Origin of the sequence: Parageobacillus sp. KH3-4 (genome assembly GCF_022846435.1) — a bacterium.
GTDB lineage: Bacteria > Bacillota > Bacilli > Bacillales > Anoxybacillaceae > Parageobacillus > Parageobacillus thermoglucosidasius_A.
Genome location: NZ_AP025627.1, coordinates 1,412,418 through 1,428,334 on the forward strand (window position 1 = coordinate 1,412,418; position 15,917 = coordinate 1,428,334).

Here is a 15,917-nt window from a genome sequence, read left to right on the forward strand (position 1 = left end):
TAGAAATATAGTAGAGGAATTTGACAGCAAAGCAGAGTCAATCTGCGTCAGAGCGACACAAACGATCAGAAGGGCAGTTAAATATCATGAAAGGTATGTTTAAATTGGCAAGCAAGAAGGTGACAAACTGATAACAGGAGGGAAGCGAAATGAAGAGTGTGGAAGTGGATTCTATTATGCTCCAACCGTATTTGCGGACATTGACAACAATATGACGTTGGTCCTGTCGTATCCATTATTCGCTTTAAGGAAGAAGATGAAAAAAGCAAATGAATATAATAATACTAATTTGCGTTGTGTAAACGTTTAACTTAAAACAAAGATAAAATATTTTGTAATGACATCGTTTTAGTGCTTGTCAGAAGAAAGAAAAAGTTGGATGTCGGAGTAGTTATCCCTTAAGTTTCATCATCCATAAAAATTAATTTTATCAAAAGATTAAAGAACTATGGATAAAAAAGCAATTAGGGGTGGGGAAGAATGGGGGGTTTTATTTGGAAAATGAAGAGAGCCCCTTTGCTAATTATTTAGGCATCATTACAGCAGACGGGCGGGGAAGGGTACGCAAAAGTATCAATGGAAGCAAAGGAACATTTGCTGAACTTTCATGGCAGTACAAACGGAGGAGCTATTTTTTCTTTGGCTGATGTGGCTTTTGCTTGTGCTAGCAACTCCCATAATCAAGCGCGGTTGGTATCGCGATGACCATGTATTATATACAAGCTAGCGGAATAGGCGATAGGTTAGTGGCAATCGCACGTGAAGAAACGAAACCAAACCGTCTAGGGGTATATCGAATCGAGGTGTTAAACGACAAAGAAGAGTTAATTATTGCTTTAGCCAAAGGAATGGTATATCGTAAGAAAGACAAACTTGTTCCTTAAACCCCAAGGAAGAGAAAATGGAGTCCAGTTCCAGGAAGTGTTTAAAAACAGTCAAGGTTTTGTCTAGAACAGAAAAGGTGTCCAATGACTGTGGGAAATGCTTGGGAAAGCGGACAGAGGTCGTCGTTTCTAATGGACAATAAGCAGACGCCCCCGATAGCCTGTGTACTACGGAATGTCATTTTATTTGGGGAGCGCGCAGGATCAAACGTTAGGAATACGAAGTTCCGGTCTTTTCTCGATATTCAATCGGGGAAAGGCCGTTTCGTTTTTTCTTGAAAGCGGCTGTAATTGTAAAATGGATATACTCTTGAATAGCCTTATACGTCTTGTTGTTTGGGAGTATTCCATTTCAAATGAATAACTTTCCTCGCTAAAAGTTTGTCCTTCTTTGTCAGTAGTATAAAATCTCTTCCTAGGCAGAATCCTAAGAGCATTCTATCCAAATGTCTTTTTTTACTGTTTAACAGGTGATCATCCCAGCACATGCTCTCTTTTTTGCTTAAAAGCAATAAAATAATAGTTGACAATTTTTAATATTGGATATATTTTAAACTTAAGTATGATGATAAATATATATTACGTTATATAAACGTAATATATATTTATTTTTTTAAAATATTTATGAAAGCGCTTAAAAAGGAGGATGGGAATATGATTTTGCATCGCATTGAAACGGCTTCCAGAGAAGAGATGGAAGCGTTGCAGCTTGAGAGACTACAACAAACGGTCAAACGGGTATACGAGCATGTGCCATTTTATCGTCAAAAGCTGGATAAACATGGCGTAAAGCCGGAGTATATTCGTACTTTGAATGATGTGAAGAAGCTGCCGTTTACAACGAAAAAAGATTTGCGGGACCATTATCCGTTTGGGCTGCTTGCCGTCAGAATCCAAGATTGTGTCCGCGTTCACGCTTCCAGCGGAACGAGCGGAAAACCAACGGTGGTAGCGTATACAAAAAACGATATCAACCATTGGGCAGACATTGTAGCGCGCGCTATTACAATTGCGGGTGGAGCTCCAGGAAATATCGTGCATAATGCATATGGATACGGACTATTTACTGGAGGATTAGGTCTCCATTATGGAAGCGAGCGGTTAGGCGCGGTGACTGTTCCGGTATCAGGTGGGAATACGGATCGACAAATTATGATTATTGAAGATTTTAAACCAGATATTATTTGTGGCACACCTTCCTACGTATTGAACATCGCTGAACGAATGAAAGAGCTTGGCAAGGATCCGCGACAAACGTCGCTAAAATATGGGATTTTCGGAGCGGAACCGTGGTCGGAGAAAATGCGGAGAACGCTAGAACGGGAATTTGGAATCAAAGCGTGTGATATTTATGGATTGAGCGAAGTCATTGGACCTGGGGTTGCCATGGAGTGTCATGAAGCGCAGAATGGATTGCATGTAGCCGAGGACCATTTCTTTATAGAAGTCATTAATCCAGATACGCTCGAGCCAGTGGGAGAAGGTGAGGAAGGAGAGCTTGTCTTCACTAGTTTGACAAAAGAGGCGTTTCCGGTCATTCGCTATCGCACAGGTGATATCGCTTCAATTACGAAAGAACCGTGTGTCTGTGGGCGAACAACAACAAGAATGTCAAGAATTAAAGGCCGTGTTGATGATATGCTCATTATACGCGGTGTTAACGTTTTCCCATCAGAAATAGAACATTATTTATTGATGGTCCCAGAGCTTGCGCCACATTATCAAGTTCATATTTTACGAAAAGGAATGCTTGATGTCGTTAAATTGCAAGTCGAGGTAAGCGAGCGCTTCTATCAAGAAATCAGAAGCGATCTTCACGATGAACGTGTCCGCGATTTAGTGAAGCGAATACAGCATTTATTGAAAACTCACTGCCTTGTGTCTATCGATGTCAACGTCCATCCACCAAAATCCATTCCACGTTCAGAAGGGAAAGCGACTCGTATCGTAGATTACCGCAAGGAAAAGGCGATATTATAAGAAAATTAACAATTTTATTATTGCGATATTTATAACGTTATTTTATAATTACGTTAAATAAACGTTATATATTTGACTAGGAGGTGGAGGAAAATGCCTGTAATAACATCGTTTAGGCGACTGTCTGAAGAAGAAAAGTATGAACGGTTTATGAAAAGAATTGAGGCAGGAGAAAAAATCGAGGCAGATGACTGGATGCCGGAAGACTACCGAATGACGTTGATTAAACTTATTGCGATGCATGGCATCAGCGAAATTATGGGAGCGCTTCCGGAAAAGGAATGGGTTCCAAAAGCTCCTTCGCTAAGAAGAAAGCTTGGGATTATGGCGAAAGTACAGGATGAAATGGGGCATGGTCAGCTCCTTCTCCGCGTTGCCGAAGATTTAATGGCACCGCTTGGAAAAACACGCGAAGAAATTATGCAAGATTTGTTCAAAGGAGATTTAAAGTTTCATAACGTGTTCCATATGCCTGCGCCGACTTGGGCGGATGCGGGATTGATCGGCTGGCTCGTTGACGGAGCTGCGATTATTACGCAGACAAACATGCTAGATGCTTCTTACGGGCCGTATGCGCGGGCGCTAAAACGGATTTGTGCGGAAGAAGTGTTCCACGCCCAGCACGGCGAATCGATTATTTTGGCGCTTGCAGAGGGAACGAAGGAGCAAAAAGAGATGTTGCAAGACGCGTTGAATCGCTGGTGGGAAGCGTTGTTAATGTTCTTCGGCCCTGATGGTGCAGCAACAACTGGCACATCGAAACAAGATATTACGATTAAATACCGCATACGGACAAAAACGAATGAACAATTGCGTCAAGATTTCTTTACGAAATATGTGCCGCGCATTTTGTCGATAGGATTAAAACTCCCAGATGAAACGATGCATTTTGATGAAGCGAAAGGGAGATGGGTTTACAAGCAGCCAGATTGGAACAGATTTAAGGAAATTATTCGCAACAACGGGCCAAAATCGAAAGAGCGGCTTCGTCTTCGCGAGTTATCGTACCACAATAACGCTTGGGTCCGTGAAGCGTTAAGCGGTCAATCAGCAGCAGTGTGAGAAGTGGGGGAATGGCAATGAGTGACAGCGGAAAAAGCTTTTATCAAGTGTTTGAGGTATTTAGCAGGAAAAATGACACAGCACCGCTTCAGCATCAATTTAGCCTGCTTGCCCCAAACCATGAAATCGCTTTAGTGATGGCGCAAGAGAACTTTATGCGGCGCGAAACTGTTTCCGACATATGGATCGTGAAACGATCGGATATCCGCATGATGACGGAAGAAGAAAAAAAATCGTTAAAGAGGATCGATAACAAAGATTATCGCACTACAAAAGGGTATGGATACTTGAAAAAGAAATGGCGTCAATACGAACAGCAAATGCTTGATGAAAAAGAGATTCTTTCATGGAAGGGCGAGATCCAACGATGAAAATCACGAAACCTGAGGAACTACAGCAGCATCCCGAATATGAAGATGCGCTCGTTGAGCTATTGTTTCAGCTAGCGGATGACGATTTTATTCTCTCTTATCGCGGTTCGGAATGGCTTGGGCTTGCGCCGCACATTGAAGAGGATATCGCATTTTCTTCCATTAATCAAGATACGATGGGGCATGCGGCAATGTATTATCAATTGCTAGAAGACATTGGCATCGGAAAGGCAGATGATTTGGCGCATCAGCGACCATCATCCGAACGCCGGAACGCGGTTTTGCTCGAGGAAGTAAACGGCCCTGGTCATTATTTGCGCGAGCCTCGATATGATTGGGCGTTTGCCGTTGTTCGCCACTATTTTTACACACAGGCGAAAAAAGTGCGCATTGATTCGTTGAAACATAGTTCGTACGAACCGCTCGCTCAAGTTGCTGTCAAAATCAATATGGAACTTTATTACCACCTCATGCATTGGAGAACATGGTTCATTCAGCTTACGAATGCTCATGGAGAGGCTCGCGAACGTATGAAAAAGGCGGTTGCGAAAGTATTTGAAGATTTTGGCGGCGTGCTGACGCTTGGAGTGAAAGGACATAGAATGGTAGAATTTGGACTTATTGAAAGCGAAGAGATATTAAAACAGCGTTGGGTTCAAGCGATGAAACCGGTTTTTGAAGAAGTAAACCTTGATTTGCCAAGCGAGTTCGGTATGAAACGAGGCAACGGACGAAACGGGGAACATACGGCAGATTTAGACGAAGCGATTATGACATTGTCGGAAGTATATCGCATCGACCCTCTAGCAGCTTGGTAGTCTATAGGTTTCTCAGAAAGAAGGGGTAACGATGGCCTCCAATCTTGCGGTAGAAAAAATTATAGAAACATTAGGTTCCGTCAAAGATCCTGAAATTGATTCCGTCAGTGTCATCGATTTAGGAATGGTCGAAGATGTTCAGGTTCAGCATAGCGAAGTCATAGTCAAACTACTTCCGACATTTATCGGCTGCCCGGCGCTCGATATTATTCGACAACGTGTCGAACAGACTCTTTTGCAGTTAGAAGGAATCGAGCGCGTTACTGTAGAATTTATTCGCCATCCACCATGGACATCTGACCGAATCACAGAGAAAGGGCGGGAAAAGCTAAAAGAATTTGGTATTGCGCCACCACCTCGGCAAGTCGGTCCAAACGGCGAGTGGCACGTCGAGTGTCCTTATTGTCACTCTTCCTTTACAGTAATAGAAAACTTGTTTGGACCTACCGCTTGCAGAAGCATTTTCTACTGTAAACAATGCAAAAATCCGTTTGAAGTGATGAAACCGATTTCAACATGGATGTAAAAAATTTATAAAAAGGAGAAGAGAACAATGATTAAAATGATTGCCCTTTATAAACAACCAAAAGATAAAGAAAAATTTGATGAACATTATTTTGGTACGCATGCCCCAATTACCGCGAAAATTCCAGGACTTCGCAAAATGGAAGTAACGAAAATTACCGGTACGCCGATGGGGGGAGAGAGTGAATATTACTTATTATGCGAAATGTACTATGACAGTTATGAAGCGTTCAAAGAAGCAATGAAAACGAGTGAAGCAAAAGCGTCAGGAAAAGATTTAATGTCGTTTGCAGGCGATATCGTAACTTTGATGGTAGGCGAGGAAGTGAAAAATGACTGAGTTTGCGCACATTCATACACGTGTTGATGAGAATATTGCTGTGATTGAACTGCACCGCCCAGACGTATTGAACGCATTGAACAGGAAAATGGTAACGGAAATCGTCACAGCGATGGAAATTTACGACCGCGATGAACACGTGCGCGTCATCGTCTTGACAGGAAGCGGTCGTGCATTTGCAGCAGGAGCGGATATCGACGAAATGGCAAACGATGATTCCATTACGCTGGAATTGCTTAATCAATTTGCCGAATGGGATCGCCTTGCGCTTATTAAAAAGCCTACGATTGCCGCTGTACACGGTTTTGCATTAGGCGGCGGATTTGAACTCGCGCTTAGCTGTGACCTGTTATTTGCGTCCGATACGGCGGAATTTGGATTTCCAGAAGTGAATATCGGTGTGATGCCAGGTGCGGGTGGAACGCAGCGCCTTACCAAATTAATCGGTAAAACAAAAGCGCTCGAGTGGCTTTGGACAGGCGAGCGTATGTCGGCAAGGGAAGCGTATGAATTAGGAATTGTCAACCGTGTTATCGCGCCGGAGTTATTGCATGAAGAAACAATGCGGTTTGCGAAAAAGCTGGCGAAACAGCCTCCTTTATCCGTTCGCTTAATTAAAGAAGCTGTTAATAAGGCGGTAGACTATTCGCTATATGAAGGTATGCAGTTTGAGAGAAAAAATTTTTATCTGCTTTTTTCGTCTGAGGATCAAAAAGAAGGAATGGCGGCATTTATCGCAAAACGAAAGCCGCGTTTTCAAGGAAGATAAAGGTGGTGCTGTCGATTGTACGAAACGATTCATTATGAAGTGCGCGACCGTATAGCATGGCTTACTCTAAACCGTCCTGACAAACTGAATGCGTTTACAGAACAAATGAACAAGGAAATTACGAAAGCACTGAAGCAAGCTGCTAATGATGAAAACGTTCGCTGCCTTGTGATTACTGGGGCAGGACGGGCGTTTTGTTCTGGTGAAGATCTCGGCGGTGTGACGGAGGAAATGGATCACGGGGAGGTGCTAAGGACGCGCTATGCGCCGATGATGAAAGCGGTCTATCATTTTGAAAAACCAGTGGTCGCTGCGGTGAATGGTGTTGCGGCCGGCGCGGGAATGAGCTTAGCGCTTGCGTGTGATTTTCGGCTTGTTTCAGAGAAAGCGAGCTTTGTCGAAGCGTTTGTTCACGTTGGTCTCATTCCGGATGCGGGAAATTTGTATTATTTGCCGCGTTTAGTCGGGCATGCGAAAGCACTTGAATTGGCGGTTCTCGGCGAAAAAATTTCCGCGCAAAAAGCAGCCGAGCTCGGACTTGCCACCGCTGTTGTTCCTGAACAATCTTTGGAAGAGGAAGTACAGCGTTTTGCTGGTAGGCTTGCCAATATGCCGACGAAAGCGGTTGGTTTGATAAAACGCTATTTGCGTGAAAGCTGGCATTGTACCTTTGAAGACTATTTGGAAAAAGAGGCATACGGCCAGCGTATTGCCGGACTGACGGGAGATCACCGAGAAGGCATTCGCGCTTTCTTTGAAAAACGCCCGCCATCATTTCAAGGAAAATAAGTTAAGGAAAAGGAGTGGAAAGCAAATGTCAACAGTGAAAGAACAAAAAATGGAGAAACTCGAAACAAAACGTGAAATGTATCATTTGATTATTAACGGAGAACGTGTCGAAAGCGTTTCCGGAGAAACGTTTACGACATACAACCCTGCAACAGGAGAGCCGGTTGCGGAAGTAGCGAAAGGAACGAAAGAAGATGCGGAACGCGCAATTCAAGCGGCACGTCAGGCATTTGATTACGGCAAATGGCGCCATTTTCCTGTCAACAAACGGGCGCGTATTTTAAACAAAGTTGCTTCGATTATGCGTTCCCGTTTTAACGAGTTAGTAGAATTAGAGATTTTAGATACAGGAAAAGCACTTACCGCCGCACAAGGGCAAGTGATGCAGGCGATTGAAGATTTCGAATTTTATGCCAGCGCCATTGTCGGCCATCGCGGTACAGTCAACAATATGCCAGGTGCGTTTCATAATTTTACAGAAAAAGAGCCTGTCGGGGTATGTGCGCAAATTATCCCATGGAATTATCCGTTAATGATGGCAGCGTGGAAAATTGCCCCAGCAATTGCAGCAGGTTGCTCCGTTGTTGTCAAACCGGCTTCACTAACGCCGTTAACATGTATTGTACTTGCAGAAATTTGTCATGAAGCTGGTGTTCCGGAAGGCGTCGTCAATGTGGTTACCGGGTCTGGCTCTGAAGTGGGGAATTATTTAGTTGAGCATCCGCTTGTTGATAAAGTTGCATTTACCGGTTCGACTCCGGTAGGAAAAAATATTATGGAAAAAGCGTCGAAAACGTTAAAACGAGTGACATTAGAACTTGGCGGCAAATCGCCGAACATCATTTTCGAGGATGCAGACATTGATGCAGCTGTTAACGGATCATTATTCGGAATTTTCTATAATACCGGACAATCTTGTGAAGCGCGCTCCCGTTTATACGTACATGAGAGCGTTTACGACCAATTTATGGAAAAATTTGTAGAAAAAACAAAAAAATTAAAGCTTGGCAACCCGTTTGAGCAAGATACCCATGTCGGTGCCATCATCAGCCGCGAACAACTAGAAGTTGTTGACGGCTATGTGAAATCTGCCATCGAAGAGGGAGCTACAATTGTCACTGGCGGGAAAGAAGCGAAAGTGGAAGGGTTTGAAAACGGTTTTTGGTATGAACCGACCATTATTGCGGATGTCAATCATCAAATGAAAGTTGTCAAGGAAGAAATTTTCGGCCCGGTCGTTGTTGTGATGAAATTTAACGATGAAAAAGAAGTCATTAAATTGGCTAATGACAGCAAATATGGTTTGGGATCGGCTATCTGGACAAAAGATCATGCACGTGCGATTCGCGTGGCCAAACAAATTCAAGCTGGTATTGTCATGATTAATAGCCCGTTCTCCGCGTTCCCAGGAACGCCGTTTGGTGGATATAAACAGTCCGGATTCGGACGCGAGCTTTGCATCGAAACACTTGATTTATATACGGAAACGAAAAGCATTCTTTCTTATTACGGAAGCCGTCCGCTCAATCCTTTCGGTGTGTAAAGTGAAAGTGGTTGGTGAAGCACTCTGTCTTGCGGATGGAGTGCTTATTTGTTCACATAGCAAGGAGGGATTTTTGTGATTCGTCATGTTGTGGTAGTTGGTTCAGGCGTAATGGGGAGAGGAATCGCCTATGTCAGCGCTGTCGGCGGATTTGCAACGACGCTCATCGATGTGAAAAAAGAACAGTTAGAAAGCGCGAAAAACGAAATTTTATCTATTTTTGAACGAGGGATAGCTCGCGGTAAAATTACAAATTCAGAGAAGCAGGAAGCCGAAGCGCGATTGCGTTACTCGACGAATTTAATTGAAGCAGTCAAAGAGGCGGATTTGGTCATTGAAGCCGTGCCAGAAAAATTGGAAATTAAAAAACAAGTGTTTGAGACGATTGATCATCATGCGCCGGCATCTTGTTATTTCGCAACGAATACGTCAACGATGAGCCCAACGGAAATCGCATCTTTTACGCAGCGGCCAGAAAAAGTGATTGCAATGCACTTTTTCAACCCAGTTCATAAAATGAAGCTTGTTGAAATAGTCCGTGGTTTAGAGACGAGCGATGAAACAGCCGATGTTATTCAAAAGGTTGCGCAACAGATGGGGAAAGAAACTGTTGTTGTTAATGAATTTCCAGGGTTTGTGACAAGTCGGATTAGCGCCTTAGTTGGAAACGAAGCATTTTATATGCTTCAAGAAGGAGTTGGTACACCAGAAGAGATTGATAAAGCAATTAAACTCGGTCTCAATTATCCGATGGGGCCGTTTGAACTAGCGGATTTAGTCGGATTGGATACAAGACTCAATAACTTGAAATATTTGTATGAAAAATTAGGGGAAAAATATCGCCCAGCACCATTGCTTGAGCAATACGTCAAAGCGGGGCGGCTCGGCAGAAAAACAGGAAAAGGTGTGTATGATTATACCGATAAAGAATAATAAAAGGGGTGATAATCTCATGAAAGAAGTAGTTATTGTCGATGCCGTGCGGACGCCGATAGGAAAATATAAAGGAGCGCTAAAAGACGTCCGTCCTGATGATCTTGGTGCCATTGTGATTCGTGCACTTATGGAACGTAATCCACATCTCCCTGCCCATCGCATTGAAGAAGTTGTTCTCGGCAACGCCAATCAAGCGGGTGAGGATAACCGGAATGTCGCTCGTATGTCTGCTTTATTGGCCGGATTGCCGGTCGAAGTAGCGGGGACGACGGTTAACCGCTTGTGTGGCTCAGGGCTTGATGCGGTGAACTACGCGGCGCGCACCATCATGACAGGAGAAGCGGAAATTGTCATTGCCGGCGGAACGGAAAGTATGACGCGCGCGCCATTTGTCATGGCAAAACCAAGTGTCGACTTTCCACGCGGCAATATTGAAATGTTTGATACGACGATTGGCTGGCGATTTATCAATCCGAAGATGGAGGAAATGTATGGGACCGACAGCATGCCACAAACAGCGGAAAATGTCGCAAAACGGTTCGGCATTTCCCGAGAAGAACAAGATGAATTTGCCTATGAGAGCCAAATGAAAGCGAAAGAGGCGATCGGATCAAATCGATTTGCTGACGAATTAGTTCCGGTAATATACTACGATCGCAAAGGCAATCAAGTCGTCGTGGACAAAGATGAACATCCTCGTCCAGACACGACGTTGGAAAAATTCGCAAAATTGCGTCCGCTATTTGAAAACGGCACCGTCACAGCCGGAAATGCTTCAGGAGTGAATGACGGAGCGTCAGCACTTTTATTGATGAGCGCGGAAAAAGCGAAAGAACTTGGTATGAAGCCACTTGTGAAGTATGTAACATCGGCTGTGGCAGGAGTAGAGCCAGCGGTGATGGGGATTGGTCCGATTTATGCGACAAGAAAGGCGCTTGCTCGCGCTGGCTTGACGATTGATGATATTGGTTTAGTAGAGTTGAATGAAGCGTTTGCGTCCCAAGCGATCGAATGCATTAGACAGCTTGGCATTGACAAGGAAAAAGTAAATGTCAACGGTGGAGCGATCGCTCTTGGCCATCCGCTTGGGGCAAGTGGCGCACGTATTTTAACGACGCTCATTTATGAAATGAAAAAACGGGGCGTAAAATATGGCCTTGCAACGATGTGTGTCGGCGTTGGCCAAGGAATTGCGACGATCGTTGAAAATACCGATGAATGACGAGGGGAAGAACAATGGAAATGATAATGGCAAACGTATTGCTGGAAAAGAAAAATCATATTGGTTACGTGACATTGAACCGTCCAGAAGTAATGAACTGTTTCGATTACGCCACGCTGTGCCAGCTTGGAGGAGTAGTCGAGCGCATTCACCTTGACCGCGACATTCGCGTTGTGATTTTCACTGGCGCGGGAGACAAAGCGTTCAGCGCAGGCGCGGATTTAAAAGAACGAAAGACGTTAAACGAAATGGAAGTGCGTCGCAACGTGAAAAAAATTCGCGATGTTTTCGATGCTGTGGCCAACTTGCCGCAGCCGACGATTGCCGCCGTGAATGGCTATGCGTTTGGCGGCGGATTTGAACTAATGCTTGCCTGTGATTTCAGAATCGCGGTGAAAGGAGCAGTCATGGGCTTAACCGAAGTGAGCTGGGCGATCATCCCAGGAGCTGGCGGAACGCAGCGGCTTCCTAGGTTAATTGGCGAAGCGAGAGCGAAGGAGTTAATTTTAACGGCCCGTAAAATTACCGCCGAACAAGCGTATGAATACGGCCTGTTAACAAAATTAGTCGAAAAAGCAAATTTAATGCCCAGCTGTGAAGCGTTGGCACACGAAATGTTGCAAAATGGCCCAATTGCTTTGCAGCAAGCGAAATATGCGATTCAACAAGGAATGAACGTTGATTTGCAGACGGGTCTTGCCATTGAAGCAAAAGCATACGAATTAACGATTCCGACAAAAGATCGTTTAGAAGCGTTAGTTGCGTTTAGTGAAAAGCGCAAACCGCAATTTACAGGGGAGTGACTCACGCATGAGCCTCCCTCTTTTTATCCAAAATGATAACTTAACGTTTTTTTGGTGGCTCGTCTTGCCAACGTTATAATAATTTGCTACGATTATGTCTTGAAAACGAGATAAAGGGTGTCCATAATGAGTATGAATACGCGGTCGATGATTTTTACCATTTACGGTGATTATATCCGTCATTACGGAAACAAAATTTGGATTGGCAGTCTAATCCGCTTATTAAAAGAGTTTGGACATAATGACCAAGCGGTTCGCGCTGCGATTTCGCGAATGAGTAAGCAAGGATGGGTAAAGGCTGAAAAAAAGGGAAATAAAAGCTATTATTCGTTGACTGAACGCGGCATCAAACGTATGGAAGAAGCAGCAAAACGCATTTATAAAATTCGCCCTGAAAAATGGGACGGCAAGTGGCGTATTTTGGTGTATACGATTCCAGAAGAAATACGGAATGTGCGAGACGAATTGCGCAAAGAGCTCGTTTGGAGCGGTTTTGGCACGATTTCCAACAGTTGCTGGATTTCTCCGAATAATTTAGAAAAGCAGGTGTATGATTTAATCGATAAATATGAGATTGAACCGTACGTCGATTTCTTTATCGCGCAATATGACGGACCGCACACGAACAAGCGATTAGTAGAGAAATGTTGGAACTTGGATGAAATTAACCAAAAGTATGAGGAGTTTATTTCTGTTTATAGCCAAAAATACATTATTGATAAACATAAAATTCAGCGCGGCGAAATGTCGGATGCAGAGTGTTTTGTCGAGAGAACGAAGCTCGTGCACGAATATCGCAAGTTTCTGTTTATCGATCCGGGACTACCGGAAGAATTGCTTCCGAAACGATGGATGGGAAGCCATGCTGCCGCGTTATTTAGTGAATATTACAAGGAATTAGCTGTTCCGGCTAACCGTTTTTTTGAATCCGTGTTTATGGATGGAAATGAATTGGAGAAAAAAGACGAGGAATATGATGTCTATAATCATCCTTTTATTGTGGAATAACGCTTTTTTGCTGAAAAGCATAAAAGCACTGCTGATGGAAAGCAGTGCTTTTATTGTTTATTTGTTTCGGTCTGCTAGCAGTTGACGATATTCTTTCCCTTTTTGAACGTACGTATCGATCGACAATTGAATAAGTGCTAAATCTTTTTCAGTAATTTCACGAACAACTTTTCCTGGAGAGCCCATGACAAGAGAGCGTGGCGGAATTTTTTTGCCAGAAGGAATTAACGTGTTTGCCCCGATAATGCATTCTTCGCCGATTTCGGCACCGTCTAAAATCGTGGAACCCATGCCGATAATAGAGCGTTTTCGAATTGTACAGCCGTGAAGAATGACATTATGACCGACCGTCACCTCGTCTTCTACAACAAGCGGTGATCCTTCATATAAATGGCATGTCGAGTTGTCCTGAATGCTGCAGCGTTCTCCGATGACAATTGGTGCTTCATCGCCTCGCAACACGGCGTTAAACCAGATTGTTGATTCTTTTCCAATCGTAACATCGCCGATAATATGAGCACCAGGAGCGATAAATACTGTATCGTCCACTTTCGGCATTTTACCATTGTAACAATAAATCATTCCCATCCCCCCTCAAAGTATGGTAAGGTTATGATAAGTATAACACAATTTTAACGAGGTGGGAATTTTATGAATGATGTCTGCCGCTTGTTGCATATTCGTTATCCGATCATTCAAGGGGGAATGGGCAATATTAGTAACGCGCAGCTGGCCAGTGCCGTATCCGAAGCGGGAGGACTTGGAACAATTGGTGTTGGTACAATGCCGCCCGATGAAGTGGAGGAAATCATCATTGAAACAAAACGAAGAACAAGTCAGCCATTTGCCGTTAATATTCCTATTCAGGTAACCCCGTATGTAGACGAAATGATATCGTTAGTCTTAAAACATCGCGTTCCTGTCGTTTCGTTATCAGCGGGGAATCCGGCACCGCTTATTCCACGTCTTGCGGAACAAGGAGTGAAAATAATTGTCGTGACCGCTTCAGTGAAACAAGCGAAAAAAGCGGAAGCAGCAGGAGCGAATATTATTGTTGCTGAAGGGTATGAAGCTGCGGGAATTAATTCGACGTTAGAGTTGACGACGATGACGCTGATTCCGCAAATCACCAGCGCTGTCCGTGTTCCCGTCGTAGCTGCCGGCGGAATTGGAGACGGGCGGGGATTGCTTGCCGCGTTTGCACTTGGGGCGCAAGGAGTTCAATTAGGTACGCGCCTCATTGCCACAAAAGATGCGCCGTTTCATGAGACGTACAAACAGTTAATCACCAATGCTAGTGAAAACGAAACAGTGATTGTCGGTCGATCAGTTGGAAGAGTGCGGAGAATTATGCGCACTCCGTATGCAGAGAAATTGCTGCAATATGAAAAGGAAGGAGCGCCGCTTGAAATGTTCAATGAATATACCTCTGAAGATCGTCATCGCCGCGGAGCGCTTCAAGGGGATTTTCATGAAGGATTTGTCAATGCGGGGCAAATTGCCGGACTCATCGAAGACATGCCGACGGTAGCGGAGCTGTTTCGGAAAATGATGGAAGAAGCGAAACGGCAGCTGCATAAACTACATACACTTTTCCATTCATAATTGTTTATTTGATGAATAAAGAACATCTTCCCGCCAAGATGTTCTATTTTTTATAATTATTATTTTTAGAAAATTATTGACTTTCTATCTTTTTGATTGATAATATTTATTTAGTATAACGTTATTTTAACGTTATTAAATATTTTTATAATGTTTTTTGTAAGCGTTTGCAAAAAGTGCATAACAAGGAGCAAATTGGCGCTATGCCAATTTGGATAAAAAATAAGGAGGAAGTAAGGATGGAAGGAGCAATCAAGCGACTATCAGTGCTTATGTTTGTTGGTATGTTAGCGCTTTCAGGTTGCGCAAAGGGGGAGAGAGCGACAAACGGTGCTAAAGGAGATGAGAAGGAGGGGAAAACGGTCACGATTGGCGTCACGCAAATTATCCAGCACCCGTCGTTGGATGCTGCTTTTAACGGGTTTAAGAAAGCACTGGAAGATGGCGGATTTAAAGAAGGGGAAAACGTTAAGTATGATGTGCAAAACGCGCAAGGAGACATGAACAATAGTCAAACGATTGCTAACAATTTTGTGTCTGATGGAGTTGATCTTATTTTTGCTAACTCTACTCCGAGCGCACAAAGCGCGCTAAACGCAACAAAAGAAATTCCAATCGTATTTACGTCTGTTACTGATCCAGTCGGTGCTGGTTTAGTTCCGTCGATGGATCAAGCTGGTGAAAACATTACTGGAACAACGGATAGCCATCCTGATGCAATTCGAAAAACCATTCAATTTATTGATGAACAAACTGACGCCAAAACGGTTGGACTCATTTATAACGCAGGAGAACAAAACTCGGTGGCACAAATTGAAAAAGTGAAAGATGCCGCGAAGAACACGAATTTGAAGTTTGTTGAAACGTCCGTTTCTACAACAGCGGAAGTGAAACAGGCAGCAGAGTCGTTAGTTGGCAAAGCAGATGTGCTTTACATTGTAACCGATAATACGGTTGTATCAGCAATCGAGTCAGTTGTGAGTGTTGCCAATGAGAGGAAAATCCCCGTTTTTGCGGGAGAACTAGATTCATTAAAACGTGGCTGTTTTGCGGCGTATGGGTTTGATTACTATGACATCGGTTATCAAGCTGGAGAAATGGCAGTTGCAATTTTGAAAGGAGAGAAAAAGCCATCAGAAATTAAACCAGAATACCCGAGCAAATTAAAGCTTGTTATCAATAAACAAGCAGCAGAAAAGCAAGGAATAAAGCTGAAGCCTGAATGGGATCAAATGGCGGAATACATCGAATAAATTCGAAAG

19 protein-coding genes are annotated in these 15,917 nt (G+C 43.7%); 18 read left to right on the top strand and 1 reads right to left on the bottom strand.

The window, feature by feature from the left end; genetic code table 11:
- The first annotated feature begins 130 nt into the window (after nt 1-130).
- From MWM02_RS07375 to paaX, 16 genes are all read left to right on the top strand, one after another.
- Complete coding sequence (locus MWM02_RS07375; RefSeq protein ID WP_232509573.1) at nt 131-310, top strand: hypothetical protein; 180 nt, start codon at nt 131-133, stop codon at nt 308-310.
- 184 nt (nt 311-494) lie between these two features.
- Nucleotides 495-647: a hypothetical protein gene (locus MWM02_RS07380; RefSeq protein WP_244403340.1), complete on the top strand. Its 153-nt coding sequence runs from the start codon at nt 495-497 to the stop codon at nt 645-647.
- A 99-nt stretch (nt 648-746) separates the two neighbouring features.
- Nucleotides 747-884 (top strand): hypothetical protein, encoded by a 138-nt coding sequence (locus MWM02_RS07385; RefSeq protein WP_232509555.1) that lies wholly within the window; start codon nt 747-749, stop codon nt 882-884.
- Between the two features lie 654 nt (nt 885-1,538).
- Nucleotides 1,539-2,864 carry a phenylacetate--CoA ligase PaaK gene (paaK, locus tag MWM02_RS07390; protein WP_064551541.1) on the top strand — a complete coding sequence of 442 codons (1,326 nt, stop codon included), beginning with the start codon at nt 1,539-1,541 and terminating at the stop codon, nt 2,862-2,864.
- Between the two features lie 93 nt (nt 2,865-2,957).
- Complete coding sequence (gene paaA, locus MWM02_RS07395; RefSeq protein WP_064551543.1) at nt 2,958-3,926, top strand: 1,2-phenylacetyl-CoA epoxidase subunit PaaA; 969 nt, start codon at nt 2,958-2,960, stop codon at nt 3,924-3,926.
- 17 nt (nt 3,927-3,943) lie between these two features.
- Entirely contained in the window at nt 3,944-4,297 is a 354-nt protein-coding gene (gene paaB, locus MWM02_RS07400; protein ID WP_244403341.1) for a 1,2-phenylacetyl-CoA epoxidase subunit PaaB, read from the top strand.
- Entirely contained in the window at nt 4,273-5,115 is an 843-nt protein-coding gene (gene paaC, locus MWM02_RS07405) for a 1,2-phenylacetyl-CoA epoxidase subunit PaaC (protein WP_064551547.1), read from the top strand. Before paaB ends, paaC begins: the two co-directional genes overlap by 25 nt.
- Nucleotides 5,116-5,146: 31 nt before the next feature.
- A complete protein-coding gene (paaD, locus tag MWM02_RS07410; protein WP_244403342.1) occupies nt 5,147-5,641 on the top strand; it encodes a 1,2-phenylacetyl-CoA epoxidase subunit PaaD in 495 nt (164 codons plus the stop codon).
- A gap of 27 nt (nt 5,642-5,668) precedes the next feature.
- Entirely contained in the window at nt 5,669-5,980 is a 312-nt protein-coding gene (locus MWM02_RS07415; protein WP_064551550.1) for an EthD family reductase, read from the top strand.
- Nucleotides 5,973-6,749 carry an enoyl-CoA hydratase/isomerase family protein gene (locus tag MWM02_RS07420; protein ID WP_244403343.1) on the top strand — a complete coding sequence of 259 codons (777 nt, stop codon included), beginning with the start codon at nt 5,973-5,975 and terminating at the stop codon, nt 6,747-6,749. The genes MWM02_RS07415 and MWM02_RS07420 overlap by 8 nt, the downstream gene beginning before the upstream one ends.
- Before the next feature lie 15 nt (nt 6,750-6,764).
- The gene (locus MWM02_RS07425) at nt 6,765-7,538 is read left to right on the top strand and encodes an enoyl-CoA hydratase-related protein (RefSeq protein WP_064551552.1); all 774 of its coding nucleotides are present in this window, start codon (nt 6,765-6,767) and stop codon (nt 7,536-7,538) included.
- 25 nt (nt 7,539-7,563) lie between these two features.
- Nucleotides 7,564-9,081: an aldehyde dehydrogenase family protein gene (locus MWM02_RS07430; RefSeq protein ID WP_244403344.1), complete on the top strand. Its 1,518-nt coding sequence runs from the start codon at nt 7,564-7,566 to the stop codon at nt 9,079-9,081.
- A gap of 75 nt (nt 9,082-9,156) precedes the next feature.
- Nucleotides 9,157-10,014 (top strand): 3-hydroxyacyl-CoA dehydrogenase, encoded by an 858-nt coding sequence (locus tag MWM02_RS07435; RefSeq protein ID WP_064551556.1) that lies wholly within the window; start codon nt 9,157-9,159, stop codon nt 10,012-10,014.
- A 19-nt stretch (nt 10,015-10,033) separates the two neighbouring features.
- Nucleotides 10,034-11,239 (top strand): thiolase family protein, encoded by a 1,206-nt coding sequence (locus MWM02_RS07440; RefSeq protein ID WP_244403345.1) that lies wholly within the window; start codon nt 10,034-10,036, stop codon nt 11,237-11,239.
- A gap of 14 nt (nt 11,240-11,253) precedes the next feature.
- A complete protein-coding gene (locus MWM02_RS07445; RefSeq protein WP_244403346.1) occupies nt 11,254-12,042 on the top strand; it encodes an enoyl-CoA hydratase-related protein in 789 nt (262 codons plus the stop codon).
- Between the two features lie 132 nt (nt 12,043-12,174).
- Complete coding sequence (paaX, locus tag MWM02_RS07450) at nt 12,175-13,050, top strand: phenylacetic acid degradation operon negative regulatory protein PaaX (protein WP_064551952.1); 876 nt, start codon at nt 12,175-12,177, stop codon at nt 13,048-13,050.
- Nucleotides 13,051-13,107: 57 nt separating this feature from the next.
- On the opposite strand, the gene MWM02_RS07455 is transcribed toward paaX, so the two are convergent.
- Nucleotides 13,108-13,632, bottom strand: a complete 525-nt coding sequence (locus tag MWM02_RS07455; protein WP_090949932.1) for a gamma carbonic anhydrase family protein — start codon at nt 13,630-13,632, stop codon at nt 13,108-13,110.
- 69 nt (nt 13,633-13,701) lie between these two features.
- Here MWM02_RS07455 and MWM02_RS07460 point away from each other — a divergent pair, with 69 nt between their 5' ends.
- Together MWM02_RS07460 and MWM02_RS07465 are read left to right on the top strand one after the other, a co-directional pair.
- Nucleotides 13,702-14,655, top strand: coding sequence for an NAD(P)H-dependent flavin oxidoreductase (locus MWM02_RS07460; RefSeq protein ID WP_244403347.1), 954 nt, complete (start codon nt 13,702-13,704; stop codon nt 14,653-14,655).
- A gap of 239 nt (nt 14,656-14,894) precedes the next feature.
- Nucleotides 14,895-15,908, top strand: coding sequence for an ABC transporter substrate-binding protein (locus MWM02_RS07465; RefSeq protein ID WP_064551565.1), 1,014 nt, complete (start codon nt 14,895-14,897; stop codon nt 15,906-15,908).
- Nucleotides 15,909-15,917: the final 9 nt, after the last annotated feature.

Coding starts and splice junctions, on each gene's coding strand:
- MWM02_RS07455 (WP_090949932.1), bottom strand. CDS start 13,632: ATGATTTATTGTTACAATGGTAAAATGCCGAAAGTGGACGATACAGTA.
- paaX (WP_064551952.1), top strand. CDS start 12,175: ATGAATACGCGGTCGATGATTTTTACCATTTACGGTGATTATATCCGT.
- MWM02_RS07465 (WP_064551565.1), top strand. CDS start 14,895: ATGGAAGGAGCAATCAAGCGACTATCAGTGCTTATGTTTGTTGGTATG.
- paaD (WP_244403342.1), top strand. CDS start 5,147: ATGGCCTCCAATCTTGCGGTAGAAAAAATTATAGAAACATTAGGTTCC.
- MWM02_RS07415 (WP_064551550.1), top strand. CDS start 5,669: ATGATTAAAATGATTGCCCTTTATAAACAACCAAAAGATAAAGAAAAA.
- paaA (WP_064551543.1), top strand. CDS start 2,958: ATGCCTGTAATAACATCGTTTAGGCGACTGTCTGAAGAAGAAAAGTAT.
- MWM02_RS07440 (WP_244403345.1), top strand. CDS start 10,034: ATGAAAGAAGTAGTTATTGTCGATGCCGTGCGGACGCCGATAGGAAAA.
- paaK (WP_064551541.1), top strand. CDS start 1,539: ATGATTTTGCATCGCATTGAAACGGCTTCCAGAGAAGAGATGGAAGCG.
- MWM02_RS07420 (WP_244403343.1), top strand. CDS start 5,973: ATGACTGAGTTTGCGCACATTCATACACGTGTTGATGAGAATATTGCT.
- paaC (WP_064551547.1), top strand. CDS start 4,273: ATGGAAGGGCGAGATCCAACGATGAAAATCACGAAACCTGAGGAACTA.
- MWM02_RS07430 (WP_244403344.1), top strand. CDS start 7,564: ATGTCAACAGTGAAAGAACAAAAAATGGAGAAACTCGAAACAAAACGT.
- MWM02_RS07460 (WP_244403347.1), top strand. CDS start 13,702: ATGAATGATGTCTGCCGCTTGTTGCATATTCGTTATCCGATCATTCAA.
- paaB (WP_244403341.1), top strand. CDS start 3,944: ATGAGTGACAGCGGAAAAAGCTTTTATCAAGTGTTTGAGGTATTTAGC.
- MWM02_RS07445 (WP_244403346.1), top strand. CDS start 11,254: ATGGAAATGATAATGGCAAACGTATTGCTGGAAAAGAAAAATCATATT.